Below are 20,725 nucleotides of genomic sequence, written 5' to 3'. Positions count from 1 at the left end.
CCGACGCTTTCTGTGCTTCGTCAGGATGACGAGGTACGGAAGCCTGCCCCCGACCTACCGCTCCGCCCGCGGCTTCCACGTCACGACGCGATAGACGTAGCCTAGCGCGATCAGCACGCCCAGGGCGATCGTTACCGGCCCGACGTAGCGATCAAGCTCGCGGAAGTTGGAGCCGAAGTACAGCCCCGCCCAGCCGAGCACCGTGTTCCAGATCGCGCTGCCCGCGAAGGTCGCCAGCGCGAATCGCCAGTGCGGCATGCACGCCATGCCGGCGGGCAGCGACACCATCGTCCGGAAGGTGGGCATGAAGCGGAACACAAACACCACCCAGCCGCCGCGCGCGTGGAAGAAGCGCTGGAGCTTCTCTACGTCTTCCCACTCCAGCGTCAGCCAGCGGCCCCAGCGGCGCACGAAGGGGCGGAGCCCCTGATAGCCGAAGTGCCGGCCGACCGCATACCAGAAGTAGTTGCCCGCGACCGAGCCGACCGTGCCCCAGAACACCAGCGGCACCATCGCCATGGTGCCGCGCGCGACCGCCATGCCGCCCAGCCCCATGATCACTTCCGAGGGAACGGGCGGCACGACGTTTTCGAGCGCCATCAGCAGGGCGATGCCGAAATAACCGCCCCAGGCGATCGCATCGAGGATGAAGTCGGTCATTGCCTGTCCAACGCGCGACGCGGCGATTCGGTGGGTTCAGCTGCGCGCGGCGACGCGGCGTTCGATCGCATCCCAGATCATGCCCGCGCTGTCGGTGCCGTTGAAGCGGTCGATCGCGACGATGCCGGTGGGGGAGGTGACGTTGATCTCGGTCAGCCACTTGCCGCCGATCACGTCTATGCCGACGAACAGCAGCCCGCGCCGCTTGAGCTCCGGTCCGAGCTCGGCACAGATTTCGCGCTCGCGCTCCGTCAGTTCGGTCTTCGCCGCCGATCCGCCGACCGCCAGGTTCGACCGGATCTCGCCCTCGCCCGGCATGCGGTTGATCGCGCCCGCCACCTCGCCGTCGACCAGCACGATGCGCTTGTCGCCTTCCACGATCTCGGGAAGGAACGCCTGCACCATGTGCGGCTCGCGATAGGCGGTGTTGAACACCTCGATCAGCGACGAAAGGTTCTGGCCGTCGGCGTCGATCTTGAAGATCGCCTTGCCGCCGTTACCGTGGAGCGGCTTCACGACGATCGAGCGATGCTCGGCGAGGAAGAGGCGCGCTTCCTCGACCGATCGCGTGATGAGCGTTGGCGGCATGAAGTGGGCATAGTCGAGCACCCACAGCTTTTCGGGTGCGTTGCGCACCTGCGCCGGGTCGTTCACCACCAGCGTCCGGTCGGCGATCCGCTCCAGCAGATGGGTCGCGGTGATGTAGCCCAGGTCGAACGGCGGGTCCTGGCGCATCAGCACCACGTCGGCCTCGTCGCCCAGATCGAGCTTCACCGGATCGCCGAACGCGAAGTGGTTACCCTCGACCCGCTGCACCGTCACCGGATGCGCGCGCGTCCACACGCGGCCGGCTTCGTAGTTCAGGTCCTCCGCCGCATAGTGGAACAGCCGATGGCCGCGTTCCTGCGCCGACAGCATCAGCGCGAAGCTCGAATCGCCGGCGATGTTGATCGAATCGAGCGGATCCATCTGGACGGCGACGGTCAGCGGCATGCGGGCACTCCTGGTTGCCCGCGGGAGGTAGGCGCGGGGGCGGGGAATGTCACGCGTTGGAGGGGCGGGCTGGTCGTCCGGACCGGCCTGATATTCTCCAGAACCCGTTCGTCTCGAGTAGGGATCGAGCTTGTCGAGAGCCCGTATCGAGAGAGCCGCGCGCGCCGACCTCTCGATACGCCGTCTCGACAAGCTCGACGGCTACTCGAGGCGAACGGTGGGGGCTGCGGGTGGGGGGATGGAGCGGCCGTCCCGGTTTCGCTCACCCGATCCACGCATTCTCGATATGCCGCACCGGCACCCCGCGCGCGACCAGCACCACGTCGATGCGGATGTCGTCGCCCGGCCCGGCATAGCGGGGCATCAGCATCTCCGCCGCGGCCGCCACCCGGCGCAGCCGGCGCTCGTCGATGGCGAGGTCCAGCGCCGCCGCACTCCCGCGCGCCTTCACCTCCACGAACGCCACGATTGATCCGCGCCGCGCGATAAGGTCGACCTCGCCCAAGCGCGTGCGCACCCGCCGGTCGAGGATTCGCCAGCCCTTCAGCCGCAGATACCACGCCGCCCAGCGCTCGCCCGCGCGGCCCTGCGCCTCGGCCGCGCGGCGGTCCCTCATTGCCCCTTCAGCTCCATCGCCCGCGCGTAGAGCTCCTTGCGGTCCAGGCCGAGCTTCTTGGCGACCTCACCTGCCGCCTTGGAGACGGGCAAGCGGGTGAGCGCCTCGGCCAGCGCCGCATCGGCCGTGTCGGCGTCGGCGGGCGGTGCTTCGCCCGGCGGCGCGACGACGATCACGATTTCGCCCTTGGGCGGTGCCTCGGCATAGCGCTCGGCGAGCTGGGACAGCGTGCCCGTCACGCATTCCTCAAACTTCTTGGTGATCTCGCGCGCCACCGCCGCCTCGCGGTCACCGAGTCCCTCGGCCAATGCGCCCAGCGTTGCCGCCAGTCGGGGGCCGCTTTCGTAGAGCACCAGCGTCGCGCGTACGGCGGCGATCTCGGCGATCGCCTCGGCGCGGGCGTGCTGCTTGGGCGGCAGGAAGCCCAGATAGAAGAACCGGTCGGTGGGCAGCCCGGCGAGCGTCAGCGCCGAGATCGCTGCGCACGGCCCCGGCACCGTCACCACCAGATGCCCCGCCGCACGCGCGTCGCGCACCAGCTTGTAGCCGGGATCGGAGATCAGCGGCGTGCCCGCGTCGGACACCAGCGCCACCGCCTCGTGCCCCATGCGCGCGACCAGCCCGGGCCGGACCCCTTCGGCATTATGGTCGTGATAGGGCACCATCGGCCGCCTAGTGCCGATGTGGCGGAGCAGGCCAGCGGTGACGCGGCTGTCCTCCACCGCGATCACGTCGGCGGCGGCCAGCACCGCTGCCGCGCGAGGGGAGAGGTCGCCGAGATTGCCGATCGGGGTCGCGACGATGTACAGGCCGGGGGATAGTGGTGCGTTCATCAGGGGGAATGTCATGGCAGAGGCGGCAACCGGACCGCAATGGATGCGTCGGCTGATCCGCACGTCGGTCGTCGCGGGAGCGATGCTGCTGGCGGGCTGTCAGACGCTGGTGCCGCGCGGCGTGCCTGATCGGGTGCCGCCGCCGCCCAAGCAGCAGCCGACCCCGGGCACCCGTCCCGAACCCGTGCAGCCGGGCATTCCCGAGGACACCCAGCGCCACCGCGTCGCGCTGCTGGTGCCGCTGAGCGGGCCCAACGCCGGCGTCGGCCAGAGCATCGCCAACGCGACCCAGCTCGCGCTGCTCGACTCGCGTAGCGAGCAGGTGCGCATCACCACCTACGACACCGCGACCGGTGCTGCCGCCGCCGCGCAGCGCGCGCTGGCCGACGGCAACCGGCTGATCCTCGGCCCGCTGCTGTCCGAAGACGTGCGTGCGGTCGCGCCGATCGCCAAGCGCGCCGGCGTGCCGGTGCTCAGCTATTCGAACGACGCCAGCGCCGCGGGCAACGGCGCCTATGTGATGGGCTATTCGCCGTCGCAGTCGATCACCCGCGTGGTCGATTATGCCAAGCAGACCGGCATCACCAGCTTCGCCGGGCTGGTGCCGACCGGCGTCTACGGCCAGCGCGCCTCCACCGCCTTCCTGCGCGCGGTGGAAAGCGCCGGCGGCCAGGTGGTGTCGCTCCAGACCTACAACCGCGGCAATGGCGGGATCGCGGCGGCGGTCACCCGCCTGCCCAAGAACTCGCCCTATCAGGCGGTGCTGATCGCCGACAGCGCGGGCACGGCCGCGACCGCGGTGCCGGTGCTGCGCCGCGACGCCGCGACCGCCCGCGTGCTCGGCACCGAGCTGTGGAACACCGACTCGGCGGTCGGCGGCAACGCGGCGCTCAACGGCGCCTGGTTCGCCAGCGTCTCGGACGGGCTCTATCGCCAGTACGCCGCCAAGTACCGCACCCGTTTCGGCAATGCGCCCTACCGGCTGTCGAGCCTGGGCTATGATTCGGTACTGCTCACCATCCGCATCGCCCGCGACTGGAAGGTCGGCGAGCGCTTCCCGGAAAGCAAGCTGACCGAGAGCACCGGCTTCGCCGGGCTCGACGGCGCCTTCCGCTTCGGCCGCGACGGCATCGCCGAGCGCGCGCTGGAGGTGCAGGAGGTCCGCGGCGGCGCCACGGTGACGGTCTCGCCTGCACCGCGCGCCTTCGATTAGACGACGGCCGAAAACCCCAATCTGTACCCCGGCGAAGGCCGGGGCCCAGGTGCGATGCGCATCGAAGGGCGTCGACCCTCTCCACGGCCTTCCCAACTGGGCCCCGGCCTGCGCCGGGTTACAGGAGCTATCCCCGCGCCACTTCCCGCAGCACCGCGTCCAGCAGCGGCATCCCCGCGGGCGTCAGCGCCAGCCGGGTGTCTTCGCGGGTGACCAGGCCTTGCACCGCCAGCCGGTCGACGGCAGCCAGATCCACCACCGCGTCGATCGTGGTCGCCCCCAAGCTGGCGACCCGCGCGAGGTCGATGCCCTCGCGCATCCGCAGGCCCATCACCAGCGCCTCGGTGACGCGTTCGGTGGGCGTGAGCGCGACCTCGCTCTCGGCACCGTGGCCGTTGCGGTCCACGGCGGCGAGCCAGTTCTCCGGCTTCTTGCGGCGGAAGGTCGCAATGCCGTCCCGCCGCCCATGCGCTCCGGGGCCAACGCCCGCATAGTCGCGGTAGCGCCAATAGGTCAGGTTGTGACGGCTCTCCGCGCCCGGGCGCGCGTGGTTCGACACCTCGTAGAGCGGCAGCCCGGCAGCGGCGGTGCGCGCCTGGGTGGTTTCCCACAGGTCGGCGGCCAAGTCCTCGTCGGGTAGCGTCAGCGCTCCCTTCGCGGCGAGCGTCGCGAAGCGCGTGCCGGGCTCGATCGTCAGCTGGTAGAGCGAAAGATGCTCGGTGCCGAACCCCAGCGCCCGGTCGAGTTCCGCCTCCCATTGCGCCAAGCTCTGGCCGGGACGTGCGTATATCAGGTCGAAGCTCACCCGCCCGAAGGCGCGCTGCGCGGTCGCCAGTGCTGCCAGCCCCTCGTCGACGCCGTGCGCACGGCCCAGGAAGCGGAGCGCCGCATCGTCGAGCGCCTGCAGCCCCAGCGACACGCGGTTGACCCCGGCGGCGGCGAGGTCGGCGAAGCGCGCCGCCTCCACCGACGAGGGATTTGCCTCTAGCGTGATCTCGACCTCCGGCTCGGCCGGCCAATGGCCGGTCGCCGCCTCGATCAGCGCGGCCACGGTCGCCGGCGGCATCAGCGAGGGCGTGCCGCCGCCGAAGAAGATCGAGGCGAGCCGCCGCCCGGGCAGTCGTGCCGCCTCATAGGCGAGGTCGGCGAGCAGCGCGTCGCGCCACGCCTGCTGGTCGACCGATTCGCGGACGTGGCTGTTGAAGTCGCAATAGGGGCATTTGGAGACGCAGAACGGCCAGTGGACGTAGAGCGCCAGCGGCGCTCCGGGGGAGGGGTGTTCCGCGGGCATCGCCGCCCCATATGGCGCCGATGCGATGGAGGCAAAGGTTCGCGGTGTTGGCGCTCGCAGCGCTCGCCGCCTGTTCGTCGCCCGAAGGGGCGGAGCGCGTGGTCGAGCCGCGTGCGTTCGGCGGGACGGCCCCGCGCGGCCCGGCGCTGCTGCGCCAGGCGATGCGGCAGGGGCACGACGCCGCGCGCGCCGCCGTCGGGCTGCCGCCGCTCGTCTGGTCGGACGAACTTGCCGCCGGCGCGCGCGCCTATGCGCAGACGCTGGCGAAGACCGGCCGGTTCGCACATTCGCCCGAGTCGCAGGCGCTGCACCGCGTCGGCGAGAATCTGTGGACCGGCACGCGCGGGGCTTACCGTTACGACGAGATGATCGGCCATTGGGTGGCCGAGAGGCGCGAGTATCTCCATCGGCCGGTGCCCAATTTCTCGCGCACCGGCCGATGGCAGGATGTGGCGCATTACGGGCAGATCGTGTCGCGGCGGACGCTGCGCTACGGCTGCGCACTCGCGAGCAATCGACGCGACGATTTTCTGGTCTGCCGCTACGATCCGCCGGGCAATCTGATGGGCGAGCGGGTGTATTGAGCCGCGACTCGCGTTCGCAGGTCCGTACCGGATCGTCGCGTGCTGAGCCGGCCGACGCAGACCGAAGGTCCTGCGAGGATTAGTTTTGAAGAATCAGTGATTTGTGCACTGGCGCGCGAAGTAAACTCGTAGATTCAAATCTTGTCTTCGGCCCGGTGGGATAAGATTCGCCCTCGGACTTCCCTTCTTACTCTGCCCTGTGGCAGGATGGCGGAAACAACGGGAGGGCTTTAGATGAAATCCGGTTCGATCGTCGCAGGTCTCACCATGCTCGCGGCGCTGGTCGCGGAGCCGGCGATGGCACAGTCGTCGGGGCGCAAGGCACAGGCGCAGGGGCAGGCGGACATCCCGCGCTGCACCCGCAATCTCGGCAGCGTCGCGATCGTTGAACCCGACACGCCGTGGTGGCGCGAGTTCAACCTCGGCAGCCCCGAAGCGATCCTCAGGATCTTCGTCCAGCGCTCCGGATGCTTCACCATCGTCAATCGCGGCCGGTCGATGGCGAGCCGGAACATGGAGCGGGCGCTGGCCGACGACGGCGAACTCCAGGCCAACGCCAACCTGGGCAAGGGGCAGGTCCGTGCCGCGGACTATTTCCTCCAGCCCGACATCGTCACCGGCAACAAGCGCTCGGGCGGGAACAACATCGGCGGAGCGATCGGCGGACTGCTCGGCAACCGGCTCGGCGGCTTCGGCCGCGCCGCGGGCAATGTCAGCATCAACAAGAAAGAAGCCAACGTCACGCTCAGTCTCGTCAATTCGCGGACGACCGAGGAGCAGGCGATGGCGGAGGGCTATTACCGCAAATCCGACATCTCGTTCGCGGGCAGTGGCGCGGGTAGCTGGTGGGACGGCTTCGCAGCAGTAGGCGCCAGCGGCTATTCGAACACCGCGATCGGCCAAGTGATCGTGCTCGCCTACCTCGACGCGTACACCAAGCTGGTGTCCGAGATGGGCGGCCTGCCGGCCAATGCCTCTGCGGCCGCGCCCCAGGCGCGATAGGCGAGCGGCAGGGAATCGAGTGATCCTCCTGTCGCCGCAGGGCGGCACGGGATCACCCGGGTGCGGCCGCCGATCCCGCGAGTAGCCCGCCGTCGATGCTGAGTTCGGACCCGGTGATGTACCCTGCCTCGTCGGAGGCAAGCAGCACCGCCAGCGCAGCGACTTCCTGCGGCGTGCCGAAGCGGCGCAGCGGTGTGTCGGCGACCAGCGCGGCCATGCGCGCGTCGCGATCGGGACCGGCGCCGAGCATCGGCTCCCACATCGGGGTGAGCACCGCGGCGGGGTGGATCGAGTTGCAGCGGATCGACCAGCCCTGCTGCGCGCAATAGAGCGCCACCGTCTTGCTGTGGTTGCGGATCGCCGCCTTCGACGACGCATAGCCGGCAGCGAGCGGGATGCCGACCAGTCCCGAGCGCGACGAGACGTTGATGATCGAGCCGGTGTCGCGCGCCTTCATCGCGCCGATCGCGTAGCGGCAGCCGAGGAAGGTGCCGTCGAGGTTGACCCGGTGCACCGCGCGCCAGCGGTCGAGCGTGCAATGCTCGGGATCGTGCGGGCCGGCATCCTCCTCGAAGCCCGTGATGCCGGCGTTGTTGACCACGACGTCGGCGGTGGGGACTTCCTCGGCGAGCCGCGCCCAATCCGCCTCGCTGGCGACGTCGAGGGGCAAAAAGGCGCAGCCGATCGCCGCAGCAGTGGCGGCGCCGGTTGCGGCGTCCTGGTCGGTGACGCAAACGGTGGCGCCTTCGGTGTGAAAGGCTTCGGTGATGGCGCGGCCGATGCCGCGTGCGGCGCCGGTGACGACGCACGTCTTTCCCTGCAGTCTGGGCATGTTCGATCCTCTGGTCCGGTGGGGTTCGCGGGCGGGTGCGCCAAGGCGAAACCTGCGGGACACTCATGGCCGTGTCCCCGCGGAAGCGGGGACCCAGGGCCAAGCAGCGCAACGGCAGTGCTTGGCGCCCTGGGCTCCCGCCTTCGCGGGAGCACAAGCGGATGTCGCGAATGTCCGCCTTAGCGGAGGTGCCGGACCATGATCGTGCGCTCCTGTGAGATCACGCGGAGCCTAGGCGGCGGTCGCCGCGCCTGCAAGCGACCGCCGTCGAGGGTCAGAGAACCGCCGCCACCAACTGGCGGAACGCGTCGGCGCGGTGGCTCATCGCGTGCTTCTGCTGCGGATCGATCTCGCCGAAGCTCTCGTCCATGCCGTTGGCGACGAACATCGGGTCGTAGCCGAAGCCGCGGTCGCCGCGCGGCGGCCACACCAGCGTGCCGTCGACGCGCCCCTCGAACCACTCGACATGGCCGTCGGGCCAGGCGAGCGCGAGCGCGCAGACGAAATGCGCGTCGCGGCTGACGTCCGGACCCAGCGTCGCCAGCCGTTCCTCGACCAGCCGCATCGCCAGGTCGAAGTCCTTGCCCTCGCCGCCCCAGCGCGCGGAGAAGATGCCCGGCTCGCCGCCGAGCGCCTCGACGCACAGCCCGCTGTCGTCGGCCAGCGCCGGCATCCCCGACAGGTCGGCCGCCTGGCGCGCCTTCAGCTCGGCATTGGCGACAAAGGTCGTGCCGGTCTCCTCGGGCTCGGGGAGGTCGAGCGCGCCCGCCGAGATCGGCTCGATGCCATAGGGGCCGAGCAGCTCGGCGATTTCGCGCACCTTGCCGGGGTTGTGGCTGGCGATCACCAGCTTGCCGGGAGCGAGCTTGCGGATCGCCTGGGGCTCCAGGCCTTCGCCGCTCACCGGCCGGCGGCCTTCAGCTGGGCAGCGAAGATCTCGCCGCAGCCGATGCGGGCGAGGCGCAGCAGGCGGAGCAGCGCTTCCTCCTCGTAGCAGGCACCCTCGGCGGTCGCCTGCACCTCGGCGATGTTGCCGTCGCTGGTCAGCACGAAGTTCGCGTCGGCGTCGGCGGCCGAATCCTCGGGGTAGTCGAGGTCGAGCACCGGCGTGCCTTCGTAGATGCCGCAGCTGACCGCCGCGACCTGGCGGCTGATCGGGTCGTTGGCGAGCTTGCCCGCCGCGATCAGCCCGTCCACCGCGATGCGCAGCGCCACCCAGGCGCCGGAGATCGAGGCGGTGCGGGTGCCGCCGTCGGCTTGGATCACGTCGCAGTCGATCGTGATCTGGCGCTCGCCCAGCGCCTTGAGGTCGCAGACGGCGCGCAGGGAGCGGCCAATCAGCCGCTGGATTTCCTGCGTGCGGCCGGACTGCTTGCCCTTGGCGGCCTCACGGCTGCCGCGGGTGTGGGTGGCGCGCGGCAGCATGCCGTACTCCGCCGTCACCCAGCCTTCGCCCTTGCCGCGCAGGAACGGCGGCACGCGCTCCTCGACCGAGGCGGTGACCAGCACCTTGGTCTCGCCGAAGGCGACCAGCACCGATCCTTCGGCGTGGCGGGTGAAGTTGGGCTGGATCGAGATGGTGCGCATCTCGTCGGGGGCGCGGCCGGATGGGCGCATGAATTCAGTCTCCTGCAAGATCTTTGCGGGCACCTAGACCGGCGACGGGCGTTCCGCCAGTCCGAGGACAAGAGGGAGATACAGCTTGATCCGGTTGATGACGATGGCAGGCGCCGCACTGGCGCTGGCGGCATGCACCCCCAACGGCGGCGGCACCGCGTCGGCGGGCAGCGAGGCGGCGATGGCGGGCGAGACGATCCGCTACGAGACCGGCCGCTGCTTCGGCACCTGCCCGGTCTACAGCGTGACGGTGCGGCCCGACGGCACCGGCAGCTTCGAGGGCAAGCAGTTCACCGCCGTCACCGGCAGCCGCGATTTCACGCTGACACCGGCGCAATATCGCGCCTTCGCCGACCGGCTCGCGCCCTATCGCCCGGCGCAGGGCGAGCAGCGCTACGAGCCCGGCTCGGCGCTGTGTCCCAATCCAGCCACCGACATGCCGTCGGCCGACGTCACCTGGTCGGACGGGGCCGAGGGAACGCACCACCTCTATTATTATTACGGCTGCGCGATGGGCGAGGGGCAGGACATGCGCACGGCGGTGCGCACCGCACCCGAGCTGCTGCCGATCGGGGCGTTCATCGGCGAGCGCGCCGCGGGACGCTGAGGCAGGCTCCGCTCCACGCTGAAGCGCGGGCCGCTGCGCCCGTCTCTTCTTCGTGCCCCGGCGAAGGCCGGGGTCCAGTTGCGGCGTCTTGGGCGAGGGGCGCTGTCCCTTTCAGGGACCTTTCCAACTGGCCCCCGGCCTCCGCCGGGGTACGAAGAGGAGGGCATGGCTCCGCGCGCCAATTCGCGTCTGGAGCCGTCGCGCGGCAGCCCCTACATGACGCCCATGACCCCGCCGATCACCGAGCTGACCGACCGCGCGCGCGACGTGTTTCGCCTGGTGGTCGAATCCTATCTCGATTCCGGCATGCCCGTGGGGTCGCGCACCATCGCGCAGCTCTCCGGCCTCAACCTGTCGTCCGCGTCGATCCGCACCGTGATGCAGGATCTGGAGGAGGCGGGGCTGCTCGCCGCGCCGCATACGAGCGCCGGGCGGATGCCGACCGACCAGGGGCTGCGGCTGTTCGTCGACGGCATGATGCACGCGATGGAGCCCTCGGCGCAGGAACGCGCCGCGATCGAGGCGCAGGTGGGCACCGTCGGTCCGATCGAACAGGCGCTGGCCGGCACCACCGCCGCGCTGTCCGGCCTGTCGGCATGCGCGGGCATGGTGATGGTGCCCAAGCGCGACGTGGTGATGCGCCAGTTCCACTTCGCCCCGCTCGGCCACGATCGCGCGCTCGCCGTGCTGGTCGGCTCCGACGGCTCGATCGAGAATCGCGTCGTCGAGCTGCCGCCGGGCATGACTCCTTCGGCACTGGTCGAGGCGTCCAACTATCTCACCGCACGGTTGAGCGGCCAGACGCTGGCCGAGGCGCGCGTCGGCATCGAGCACGAGATCCGCGCCGAGCGCGCGGCGCTCGACGAGGCGGCGCGCACCCTGGTGTCGCGCGGCCTCGCGCTGTGGAGCGAGGACGGCGATCGCCGCCCGGTGCTGATCGTGCGCGGCCAGGCGCGGCTGCTCGACCCCGCCGCCACCGCCGACCTCGATCGCGTCCGCCAGCTGCTCGAGGAGCTGGAGGGCAAGGAGGAGATCGCCCGCCTGCTCGCCTCGGCGAGCGAGGGCGACGCGGCGCGCATCTTCATCGGTTCGGAGAACAAGCTGTTCGCGCTGTCCGGCTCTTCCGTGATCGCGAAACCGGTGCGCGCGCTCGACGGCCGCGTGGTCGGCGTGGTGGGGGTGATCGGCCCTGTGCGGTTGAACTACGCGCGAGTCGTGCCCATGGTGGACTTCACTGCCACGACGCTGGCGCGTCTGCTGGCCTGATGCCCGAGAGAGAGAATGACCGAGCAAGAGAATACGCCGAACGACACCGCCGAAGACCTGCGCGAGGAAACCGCGCAGGAAGCGCCCGAAGTGGCCGAGCACGATCGTAGCACCGAGCTGGAGGCCGAGCTCGCCGAGACCAAGGCGCAGCTGCTCTATGCGCGTGCGGACATCCAGAACGTCCGCCGTCGCGCCGAGAAGGAAGTCGGCGACGCGCGCGCCTATGCCGCGACCGGCTTCGCCCGCGACATCCTGTCGGTCGCCGACAATCTCTCGCGCGCGCTGTCGGCGATCCCCGCCGAGCTGCGCGAGGACGAGAAGATGAAGGGGCTGGTCACCGGCCTGGAGGCCACCGGTCGCGAGCTCGACAGCGTGTTCGCCCGCCACGGCATCTCGCGCATCGTTGCCGAGGGCGAGACGCTCGACCCCAACCGCCACCAGGCGATGCTGGAAGTGCCGCATGCCGAGGCCGAGCCCGGCACGATCGTGCAGGAAATCCAGACCGGCTACATGATCAAGGATCGGCTGCTCCGCCCGGCGCTGGTCGGCGTCGCCAAGAAGCCAGAGGCCTGATCCGCATCGGGGGCACCGTTCCGATGACTCCGGGTGCGCCCAGCGCGCTCAACCTGCCGCGGTTCGAGCACCTCTCCAACCGTCGCGCGATCGTCGATCGTGCGGTGGTGGCGGAGCGGCTCGCCGCGCTCGATGCCCCCGACACCGGTGCGCTGCGCCGTGCCGCCAGCGCGCTGCTGCGCGACGCGCTCGACCGCGGCCGCGCGGAGATCGCGCGCCGCTTCTTCGAGAAACCGACTCAGGGGCTCCAGACCGCAGCGGCCGGGGCGTACCTGACCGACCGCATCCTGCAGCTGCTGCTCGATTTCGTCGTCACCCGGCTGCATCCCAACGCCAACCCGACCGCTGCCGAGCGCATGGCGATGGTCGCGGTCGGCGGCTACGGGCGCGGCGAGATGGCGCCCTTCTCGGACGTCGACATCGGCTTCCTCACGCCGTGGAAGCAGACGCCGTGGTGCGAGCAGGTCATCGAATCCGTGCTCTACGCCTTGTGGGACATCGGGCTGAAGGTCGGCCATTCGTCCCGTTCGCTCGACGAGATGATCCGCCAGGCGCGGGCAGACCATACGGTGCGCACCGCGCTGCTGGAGGGGCGTTTCCTGTGGGGCGACGCCGCGCTCTACGACGAGGCGGCGGCGCGCTTCATGGCCGAGGTGCAGGCCGACGGCGCCCGCCAGTTCGTCGCCGAGAAACTCGCCGAGCGCGAGGCGCGCCACGTCAAGATGGGCGACAGCCGCTACGTCGTCGAACCCAACGTCAAGGAGGGCAAGGGCGGGCTTCGCGACCTCCACGCGCTCTTCTGGATCGGCAAGTTCGCCTATGGCGTGCGCCGCGCCGCTGAGCTGGTCGAGCGCGGGCTGTTCACGCGCCAGGAATATCGCCAGTTCCAGCGCGCCGAGAATTTCCTGTGGGCGGTGCGGTGTCACCTCCACCTGATCGCCGGCCGCGCCGAGGAGCGGCTGACCTTCGACGTCCAGCGCGAGATAGCCGAGCGGATGCGCTACGCCGACCGCCCCGGCAAGTCGAAGGTCGAGCGCTTCATGCAGTTCTATTTCCTGCAGGCGAAGCGCGTCGGCTATCTCAGCGGGCTGTTCCTCGCGCATCTTGACGAGACCTTCGCCGCGCGCGGGCGGCGCTTCGGGCTGCCGCGGCTGCGCCGCCGGCCGAGCAAGCTCCACGGCTTCATGCTCGATCGCGGGCGACTGGCGCTGCCCAGCGACCGCTTCTTCGTCGAGGATCCGATCCGGCTGGTGGAGATCTTCGCGCTCGCCGATCTTCACGACGTCGAGATCCACCCGCTGGCGCTGCGCGTCGTCGCGCGCGACGCGCACCTCATCACCGATCACCGCCGCGATCCGCGTGCCAATGCGCTGTTCCTCGACGTGCTGACCTCCCCGCGGACGCCGGAGAAGGTGCTGCGCTGGATGAGCGAGGCGGGGGTGCTCGGCCGGCTGGTGCCCGACTTCGGCCGCGTCGTCGCGCAGATGCAGTTCGACATGTACCACCATTATACGGTGGACGAGCACACCGTCCGTGCGATCGGGCTGCTCAACGGCATCGAGCGCGGCGATCTGGCGCAGGACCATCCGCTCTCGACCGCGCTGTTCCCGGGCATCGTCCAGCGACGCGCGCTCTACGTCGCCGTGTTCCTGCACGACATCGCCAAGGGGCGCGACGGCGACCATTCGATCCTGGGCGCCGCCGTCGCCGAGCGGCTCGGGCCGCGCTTCGGGCTGACCGCGGCCGAGACCGATACCGTCGCCTGGCTGGTGCGCCACCACCTGCTGATGTCGGCGACCGCGTTCAAGCGCGACCTGTCGGACTTCAAGACGATCCTCGACTTCGCCGAGATGGTGCAGAGCCCGCAACGGCTGCGCATGCTGCTGGTGCTGACCATCGTCGATATCCGCGCGGTGGGGCCGGGCATCTGGAACGGCTGGAAGCGGCAGCTGCTCTCGACGCTGTTCGATTCGGCGGAGGAAGTGCTGCGGCTGGGCCACAAGCAGCGCGGCCGCGGCGAGCGGATCGCCGCCAAGCAGGAGCGGCTCCAGGAAGCGCTCGGCTGGTCGCCCGAGCGGATGACGGCCCTCGTCGACCAGCTGCCCGAAGCCTATTGGGTGGCCGAGCCGTGCGACGTTCTGGAGCGCAACGCGCAGCTGGTGGACGGGGCGGGCGGCGCGCCGCTGGCGATCGACACGGTCGCAGATCCCGAGCGCGACGCGACGCTGGTGACGGTGCACGCCGCCGACCATCCCGGGCTGTTCTATCGCATCGCCGGCGCGATCCATGCGGCGGGCGGCAACATCATCGACGCGCGCATTCACACCACGCGCGCGGGCATGGCACTCGACAATTTCCTCGTCCAGAACCCGCAAGGCGGCCGCTTCGACGACGATGCGCAGCTCGAGCGGCTGCGCACCGGCATCGCCGACGCGCTCGCCAACCGCGCGCGCCTGACCGAACGCCTCTCCGCCAAGCCGCTGCCGCACCCGCGCGCCGGTGCCTTCTCCATCACCCCCAACGTGCTGATCGACAACCAGGCCTCGAACCGATTCACCGTCGTCGAGGTCAACGCGCGCGACCGTCCGGCGCTGCTCCACCATCTCGCGCATGCGCTGTTCCAGTCGAAGGTCACGATCCATTCGGCGCACGTCGCCACCTTCGGCGAGCGCGCGGTCGACACCTTCTACCTCACCGACCTGACCGGCGACCGCATCACCGGCACCGCCCGCCTCCGCGCACTCGAGGCACGGCTGCTGGAGGCGGCGGGGGGAGCGGCGGAGGCGGCGGCGTAGGGAGCGCGCGTCAGGCCAGACCGAGGCATGGAGCGCGACGCCTTCAGCTCAGGCGGACCCGGCCGGACATGAGGGCGTCGCGCCCGCCCGCCGGGGGGCAGCGGGCAGGGGCGCCCCCCGGCGAGATCGTTCAGACCTGGGCGAAGCCGCCATCGGTAAACAACTCGCTTCCGGTCATGAAGCTGCTGTCCGACGAGGCGAGAAACGCGACCGCCGCCGCGACTTCGGATGGCTCGCCGACATGACCGATCGGGGTAGTCGCCCCCATCTCGATCATCGCGTCTCGACCCACGACCTCGGCCGCGAGTTCGGTCAGCGTCGGCCCCGGCGACAGGACATTCACCCGGATGCCGGTACCGCGCAGATCCTGCGCCCAGCTGCGCGCGAGGTTGCGAACAGCCGCTTTCGACGCGCTGTACATGCTGAAAGCAGGCGTTCCCATCACCCCCGTGGTCGAGCCGGTGAGGATGATCGAACCCCCTTTGCCCATGAGCTTCAGGCCCTTCTGCACTGTGAAGATCGTGCCCTTCACATTGATGTCGAAGGTCTCGTCATAATGTTCGGGCGAGATGTCGCTCAGCGGCACCAGCGCGCCGGTCCCGGCATTGGCGAACAGGATGTCGAGCGTGCCGCGCTCCTGCTCCACGGTATCGAACAGCCGGTCGAGATCGCCGGCGTTCGTCACCGATCCCGCCACTGCGCGGGCATTGCCGCCAAGCGCAGCCACCGCGGCAGCCAGTTTCTCCTGCCGGCGGCCGAAGATGTAGACGAATGCGCCTTCCTCGATGAAGCGTTTCGCGGACGCCAGGCCAATGCCGGTGCCGCCGCCAGTGATGATCGCGGTCTTGCCTTCCAATCGGTTCATACGTGCCTCCAAATCTTGGTTGCACGAAACTGGTCGGCCGCCTACCTAGCAACAAGTATGCACCTTTTGGTAAGTGCCTAAAATGTCCGATCCGCCCGAAGCCGCTACGCAAGAGGGTGTCGCAGTCGCGCCCGGTTTCACCTGCGGGCTCGACGCCACGCTGAAGGTCATCTCCGGCAAGTGGAAGCCGCTCATCCTGTACTTCCTGCTGCGCGGCCCGACGCGGTACGGCGAGCTCAAGCGTGCCGTGCGCGATGTCAGCGACAAGGTGCTGATCCAGCAGTTGAAGGAGCTGGAAACGGACGGCGTGCTGCGCAGAAACGACTATAAGGAGGTGCCACCGCGGGTCGACTATACGCTGACGCCCCTCGGCGAGAGCCTCGCCCAGGCGCTAGAGCCCTTATGTAGCTGGGGTACCGAGAACATGGCGGAGATGCAGAAGATCTTCGCACAGCGTGATAGCTGGGGTCGCAAAAAAGACGCGTAGCCACCCCTTCGGCAGGCGCGCTCATCCCGGCTTCCCGGTGGCGCGTGCCGATTCAAACAGTTTGAAGCCGCAGTTTGCTGACGTCGAATGGCCGTTGCACGAGGCGGGGGTATGACGTGGCAGGCGGGTTCGTCAGGAGGGCGGTGCCCTTCCGCAGGCGCGTCCGCTTGCTCCACCCGGCCACATACCCAAATGAAAACGGGCGACGAAACCGCCGCCCGCTTGGCCGTTCTTGCCGGAAAGTCCGCGCTTACTTCGGTGCGAGCACCATCAGCATCTGGCGGCCTTCCATGCGGGGATAGGCTTCGACCTTGCCGATCTCGAGCACGTCCTGCTGGACGCGCTGGAGCAGCTGCATGCCCAGCTGGCCGTGCGAAAGCTCGCGGCCGCGGAAGCGCAGCGTGATCTTGACCTTGTCGCCTTCGCCCAGAAAGTCGTGGACCTTCTTCATCTTCGTATCATAGTCATGATCGTCGATGTTCGGACGCATTTTGATCTCCTTGATCTCCTGCGTCTTCTGGGTCTTGCGGGCGATGTTCGCCTTCTTCTGCGCCTCGTACTTGAACTTGCCGACGTCCAGGAACTTGGCGACGGGCGGGTCGGCGTTGGGCGACACCTCGACCAGGTCGAGCCCGACCTCCGCGGCCTGCTCGATCGCCTCGCGCGTGTACATCACACCCAGATTCTCGCCGTCCTGGTCGATCACGCGGACCTTGGGCGACTGGATGAATTCGTTGAAACGCGGGCCGTTCATCGGCGGGGGCGCCATCGGACGGCGCATCATGGGCGGACGGATAGGTGTAGCTCCTTCAGGTTGGTTCGAGTCTCTATGTAGGGGACGCAGGCGCCCATGAAAAGTTCAGACGCGCGGAAGTCGACCCGAAAGGGGCCGAAATTCTTCCGAAAGCCACCGGCGGGACGCCGTTCGGCGCCCCGCCCGGACGATCAGTCGCGGCGAAGGTCGGGTGCCACCGCCTCGCCCGCCAGCATCGCCACCGCCTCGTCCAGGCTCAGCATCTGCTGGCCCTGGCTGCCCAGCCGGCGCAGCGCGACGGTGCCTTCCTCCGCCTCGCGCTTGCCCACCACCAGCAGGTTGGGAACCTTGGCAAGGCTGTGCTCGCGCACCTTGTAGTTGATCTTCTCGTTGCGAAGGTCGGTCTCGACGCGCAGGCCCGCCGCCTTGAGCTTATCGGCGACTTCCTGCGCATAGCCGTCGGCGTCCGACACGATCGTCGCGACCACCGCCTGCACCGGCGCCAGCCACAGCGGGAAGCGGCCGGCGTGATGCTCGATCAGGATGCCCAGGAAGCGCTCGAACGTGCCCAGGATCGCGCGGTGGAGCATGACGGGACGGTGGCGGTTGCCGTCCTCGCCGACATAGCTCGCATCCAGCCGCTCGGGCAGCACCCGGTCCGACTGGATGGTGCCGACCTGCCAGGTGCGGCCGATCGCGTCGGTCAGGTGGAACTCCAGCTTGGGGGCATAGAAGGCGCCTTCGCCCTCCAGCTCCTCGAAGTTGGCCTTGATCGCCTCGGGCAGGTCGGAGGCGAGCACCGCCTCGCGCAGCTCGTGCTCGGCCTTGTCCCACATCGCATCGCTGCCGAAGCGCTTTTCGGGGCGCAGCGCCAGCTTCACGGCATAGTCCTCGAAACCCAGGTCGCGATACACGCTGTCGAGCAGCTCGCAGAAACGGCGCACTTCCTCCACCAGTTGGTCCTCGCGCACGAAGATGTGCGCATCGTCCTGGGTGAACTGGCGCACGCGCATGATGCCGTGCAGCGCGCCGTGCGGCTCGTTGCGGTGGCAGCAGCCGAACTCGGCCATGCGGATGGGCAGGTCGCGGTACGACTTGATCCCCTGGCGGAAGATCAGCACGTGCGCCGGGCAGTTCATCGGCTTCAGCGCCATCAGGTCGGCGTCGCCGGAGATCACCGCACCCTCGTCCTCGGTGTTCGGCACCTCGTCGGGCACGACGAACATGTTCTCGCGATACTTGCCCCAGTGGCCGGACTGCTCCCACTGGCGCGCGTCCATCAGCTGCGGCGTCTTGACCTCGTCGTACCCCGCCCCATCGAGTCGGCGGCGCATATAGGCCTCCAGCTGGCGCCACATGAGGTAGCCCTTGGGGTGCCAGAACACCGAGCCCTGCGCCTCGGGCTGGAGGTGGAACAGGTCCATTTCCGCGCCGATCTTGCGATGGTCGCGCTTGGCCGCTTCCTCCAGCCGGGTGAGGTGCTCGGCAAGCTGCTTCTTGTTGAGCCAGCCGGTGCCGTAGATGCGGCTCAGCATCGCGTTCTTCTGGTCGCCGCGCCAATAGGCGCCCGAAACCCGGGTGAGCTTGAACGCCTGCGGATCGAGCTTGCCGGTCGATTCCAGGTGCGGACCGCGGCACATGTCGAGCCAGGCGTCCTCGGCCTTGCCGGCGCGATAGACGGTCAGCTCCTGGTCGTCGGAAAGCTCGGCGGCCCATTCGGCCTTGAACGTCTCGCCCTTGTCGCGCCAGCGCGCGATCAGCGCCTCGCGGGTCCAGACCTCGCGGATCAGCGGCTCGTTTTGGGCGATGACGCGGCGCATCTCCTCCTCGATCGCCGGCAGGTCCTCTTCGGTGAAGGGCCGGTCCTTGGGGGCGAAGTCGTAGTAGAAGCCGTCCTCGGTCGCGGGACCGAAGGTGATCTGCGTTCCCGGGAACAGGTTCTGCACCGCTTCGGCCAGCACGTGCGCATAGTCGTGGCGCGCGAGTTCCAGCGCGTCGGCCTCGTCCTTGCCCGTCAGCAGGGCGAGCTGCGCGTCGCCCTCGAACGGGCGCTGCAGGTCGCGCACCTCGCCGTCGACGCGTGCGGCGATCGCCGCCTTGCGCAGGCCCGGCCCGATCGCCTGCGCGATGTCCGCGGGGGTAGTCCCCGGCGCTACCTCGCGGACGGAACCGTCGGGCAGCGTGATGCGGAACATTGCGGACATGGGGATCACTTCTCTGGTTGGAGGGGCCGCGGTCTATGTCGTGGCAGGGCTGCTTTAGACAAGTCGCGCGCGTTGGTCACCCTCGGCGGGTGTAAACGATGCTGCGGCGCACCCATATCGCTACCGCGCGGTAGCTTTCCGTGTGCCCAATCTCCGAATCTGCAAGGATCCTCCATGCCCAGCAACGCCAACGCCTTTGCCGCGCTGTCGCCCGACACCCCGCTCGCGCCCTTTTCGTTCGAACGTCGCGATCCCGGTCCGCGCGACGTCGCGATCGACATCCTGTTCTGCGGCGTCTGCCATTCCGACCTCCACACCGCGCGCGGCGAGTGGGAAGGGACGCTCTACCCCTGCGTTCCGGGCCATGAGATCGTCGGCCGCGTGACCGCCGTCGGCGGCGACGTCACCAAGTTCCAGGTCGGCGATATCGCCGGCGTCGGCTGCATGGTCGACAGCTGCGGCGAGTGCCACTCCTGCCGCGGAGGCGAGGAGCAGTATTGCGAGGGCACCGGCTTCGTCGGCACCTACAACGGCCCCGATCCGGTGCTGGGCGGCCACACCTTCGGCGGCTATTCCGACCACATCGTCGTCGACGAGGGCTTCGTGCTCAAGGTCGGCCACCGGGCGGACGATCTCGCCGCGGTCGCGCCGCTGCTGTGCGCGGGCATCACCACCTATTCGCCGCTCAAACACTGGAAGGTGGGACCGGGGCAGAAGGTCGGCATCGTCGGCCTGGGCGGTCTCGGCCACATGGGCGTCAAGATCGCGGCGGCAATGGGTGCCGAGGTCCATGTGTTCAGCACCTCGCCCAACAAGCGCGAGGACGCCAAGCGGCTGGGTGCCAAGGACCTGATCGTGTCCAAGGACGCCGACGCGATGGCCGAGCACACCGGCAGCTTCGACTTCATCCTGAACACGGTCGCCGCCAGCCACGACCTCGACCAGTTTCTGGCGCTGTTGAAGCGTGACGGCACCATGACGCTGGTCGGCGTGCCGGAAGATCCGCACCCGTCGCCCGCGGTCGGCAACCTGGTGTTCCGCCGCCGCGCGCTCGCCGGCTCGCTGATCGGCGGCATCGCCGAGACCCAGGAGATGCTCGACTTCTGCGCCGAGCACGGCCTGACCGCCGACATCGAGATGATCGACATGCAGGACATCGAGACCGCGTACGAGCGGATGGTGAAGAGCGACGTGAAGTACCGCTTCGTGATCGACATGGCGGCGCTCAAGCAGGCGGCGTGATCCGGGGAGGGCGGGGTGCCGAGTGCGCCTCGCCCTTCTTCTTTTCTCTTCGGGCGTCAGATACCCGCTCGACGTCCGTCATCCCGGCGCATGCCGGGATCCACCAAGCCGCAGGCGCAGGCGATGAAGTGGGCCACGACCTTCGCGGGATCTTTGCATGATCCCATCCAATCTCGTCATGCTGACGAAAGTCAGCATGTGGATTCACATTCGAAGTGCAACAGTTGGAACGCCTCGGCGGGGGTACGGAAGCCGAGGCACTTTCTGGGGGTGTTGTTGTAGGCGCGCGCG

General features: G+C 69.1%; 20 protein-coding genes. 9 read left to right on the top strand and 11 right to left on the bottom strand.

Annotation, left to right across the window (positions count from 1 at the left end; all coding sequences use genetic code 11):
- Positions 1-54: 54 nt before the first annotated feature.
- The 4 genes from ACBY01_RS10540 to rsmI all read right to left on the bottom strand — a co-directional run bounded on the left by ACBY01_RS10540 (position 55) and on the right by rsmI (position 3,102).
- On the bottom strand, positions 55-660 hold the full coding sequence (locus tag ACBY01_RS10540; protein ID WP_416460786.1) for a DedA family protein: 606 nt from the start codon (positions 658-660) through the stop codon (positions 55-57).
- 36 nt (positions 661-696) lie between these two features.
- Positions 697-1,653, bottom strand: a complete 957-nt coding sequence (gene gshB, locus ACBY01_RS10535; RefSeq protein WP_416460785.1) for a glutathione synthase — start codon at positions 1,651-1,653, stop codon at positions 697-699.
- A gap of 262 nt (positions 1,654-1,915) precedes the next feature.
- Entirely contained in the window at positions 1,916-2,269 is a 354-nt protein-coding gene (locus tag ACBY01_RS10530; RefSeq protein ID WP_416460784.1) for a YraN family protein, read from the bottom strand.
- On the bottom strand, positions 2,266-3,102 hold the full coding sequence (rsmI, locus tag ACBY01_RS10525) for a 16S rRNA (cytidine(1402)-2'-O)-methyltransferase (RefSeq protein WP_416460783.1): 837 nt from the start codon (positions 3,100-3,102) through the stop codon (positions 2,266-2,268). Before rsmI ends, ACBY01_RS10530 begins: the two co-directional genes overlap by 4 nt.
- 13 nt (positions 3,103-3,115) lie before the next feature.
- Here rsmI and ACBY01_RS10520 point away from each other — a divergent pair, with 13 nt between their 5' ends.
- The gene (locus tag ACBY01_RS10520) at positions 3,116-4,315 is read left to right on the top strand and encodes a penicillin-binding protein activator (RefSeq protein ID WP_416460782.1); all 1,200 of its coding nucleotides are present in this window, start codon (positions 3,116-3,118) and stop codon (positions 4,313-4,315) included.
- A 127-nt stretch (positions 4,316-4,442) separates the two neighbouring features.
- On the opposite strand, the gene hemW is transcribed toward ACBY01_RS10520, so the two are convergent.
- The gene (hemW, locus tag ACBY01_RS10515; RefSeq protein WP_416460781.1) at positions 4,443-5,606 is read right to left on the bottom strand and encodes a radical SAM family heme chaperone HemW; all 1,164 of its coding nucleotides are present in this window, start codon (positions 5,604-5,606) and stop codon (positions 4,443-4,445) included.
- A gap of 44 nt (positions 5,607-5,650) precedes the next feature.
- On the opposite strand from hemW, the gene ACBY01_RS10510 reads away from it, so the two are divergent.
- Positions 5,651-6,190, top strand: a complete 540-nt coding sequence (locus ACBY01_RS10510; RefSeq protein ID WP_416460780.1) for a CAP domain-containing protein — start codon at positions 5,651-5,653, stop codon at positions 6,188-6,190.
- Between the two features lie 234 nt (positions 6,191-6,424).
- The gene (locus ACBY01_RS10505) at positions 6,425-7,192 is read left to right on the top strand and encodes a penicillin-binding protein activator LpoB (protein ID WP_416460779.1); all 768 of its coding nucleotides are present in this window, start codon (positions 6,425-6,427) and stop codon (positions 7,190-7,192) included.
- Positions 7,193-7,244: 52 nt separating this feature from the next.
- Here the strand turns inward: ACBY01_RS10505 and ACBY01_RS10500 are convergent, their stop codons facing one another.
- The 3 genes from ACBY01_RS10500 to rph all read right to left on the bottom strand — a co-directional run bounded on the left by ACBY01_RS10500 (position 7,245) and on the right by rph (position 9,641).
- Positions 7,245-8,024 (bottom strand): SDR family NAD(P)-dependent oxidoreductase, encoded by a 780-nt coding sequence (locus ACBY01_RS10500; protein ID WP_416460778.1) that lies wholly within the window; start codon positions 8,022-8,024, stop codon positions 7,245-7,247.
- Between the two features lie 274 nt (positions 8,025-8,298).
- Positions 8,299-8,928: an RdgB/HAM1 family non-canonical purine NTP pyrophosphatase gene (rdgB, locus tag ACBY01_RS10495; RefSeq protein WP_416460777.1), complete on the bottom strand. Its 630-nt coding sequence runs from the start codon at positions 8,926-8,928 to the stop codon at positions 8,299-8,301.
- Positions 8,925-9,641 carry a ribonuclease PH gene (gene rph, locus ACBY01_RS10490; RefSeq protein ID WP_416460776.1) on the bottom strand — a complete coding sequence of 239 codons (717 nt, stop codon included), beginning with the start codon at positions 9,639-9,641 and terminating at the stop codon, positions 8,925-8,927. Before rph ends, rdgB begins: the two co-directional genes overlap by 4 nt.
- 85 nt (positions 9,642-9,726) lie before the next feature.
- Between rph and ACBY01_RS10485 the strand changes: the two genes are divergently transcribed.
- The 4 genes from ACBY01_RS10485 (at position 9,727) to ACBY01_RS10470 (ending at position 14,882) form a co-directional block, all read left to right on the top strand.
- A complete protein-coding gene (locus ACBY01_RS10485) occupies positions 9,727-10,248 on the top strand; it encodes a DUF6438 domain-containing protein (protein WP_416460775.1) in 522 nt (173 codons plus the stop codon).
- Between the two features lie 225 nt (positions 10,249-10,473).
- On the top strand, positions 10,474-11,514 hold the full coding sequence (gene hrcA, locus ACBY01_RS10480) for a heat-inducible transcriptional repressor HrcA (protein WP_416460825.1): 1,041 nt from the start codon (positions 10,474-10,476) through the stop codon (positions 11,512-11,514).
- A gap of 15 nt (positions 11,515-11,529) precedes the next feature.
- Entirely contained in the window at positions 11,530-12,087 is a 558-nt protein-coding gene (gene grpE, locus ACBY01_RS10475; protein ID WP_416460774.1) for a nucleotide exchange factor GrpE, read from the top strand.
- A 23-nt stretch (positions 12,088-12,110) separates the two neighbouring features.
- The gene (locus ACBY01_RS10470) at positions 12,111-14,882 is read left to right on the top strand and encodes a [protein-PII] uridylyltransferase (RefSeq protein ID WP_416460773.1); all 2,772 of its coding nucleotides are present in this window, start codon (positions 12,111-12,113) and stop codon (positions 14,880-14,882) included.
- 130 nt (positions 14,883-15,012) lie between these two features.
- Here the strand turns inward: ACBY01_RS10470 and ACBY01_RS10465 are convergent, their stop codons facing one another.
- Positions 15,013-15,747, bottom strand: coding sequence for an SDR family NAD(P)-dependent oxidoreductase (locus tag ACBY01_RS10465; RefSeq protein ID WP_416460772.1), 735 nt, complete (start codon positions 15,745-15,747; stop codon positions 15,013-15,015).
- Positions 15,748-15,829: 82 nt separating this feature from the next.
- Between ACBY01_RS10465 and ACBY01_RS10460 the strand changes: the two genes are divergently transcribed.
- Positions 15,830-16,234, top strand: coding sequence for a winged helix-turn-helix transcriptional regulator (locus tag ACBY01_RS10460; protein WP_416460771.1), 405 nt, complete (start codon positions 15,830-15,832; stop codon positions 16,232-16,234).
- Positions 16,235-16,484: 250 nt separating this feature from the next.
- Here ACBY01_RS10460 and infC read toward each other — a convergent pair whose 3' ends face one another.
- Both infC and thrS read right to left on the bottom strand, forming a co-directional pair.
- A complete protein-coding gene (gene infC, locus ACBY01_RS10455; RefSeq protein ID WP_229360573.1) occupies positions 16,485-17,018 on the bottom strand; it encodes a translation initiation factor IF-3 in 534 nt (177 codons plus the stop codon).
- A gap of 161 nt (positions 17,019-17,179) precedes the next feature.
- Positions 17,180-19,192, bottom strand: coding sequence for a threonine--tRNA ligase (gene thrS / locus ACBY01_RS10450; RefSeq protein WP_416460770.1), 2,013 nt, complete (start codon positions 19,190-19,192; stop codon positions 17,180-17,182).
- 174 nt (positions 19,193-19,366) lie between these two features.
- On the opposite strand from thrS, the gene ACBY01_RS10445 reads away from it, so the two are divergent.
- Entirely contained in the window at positions 19,367-20,434 is a 1,068-nt protein-coding gene (locus ACBY01_RS10445) for an NAD(P)-dependent alcohol dehydrogenase (RefSeq protein WP_416460769.1), read from the top strand.
- The last annotated feature ends 291 nt before the right edge of the window (positions 20,435-20,725 follow it).

The organism is Sphingomonas mangrovi (assembly GCF_047975845.1).
Taxonomy (GTDB): Bacteria; Pseudomonadota; Alphaproteobacteria; order Sphingomonadales; family Sphingomonadaceae; genus Sphingomonas.
This window is presented reverse-complemented; position numbering and strand designations above follow the sequence as displayed.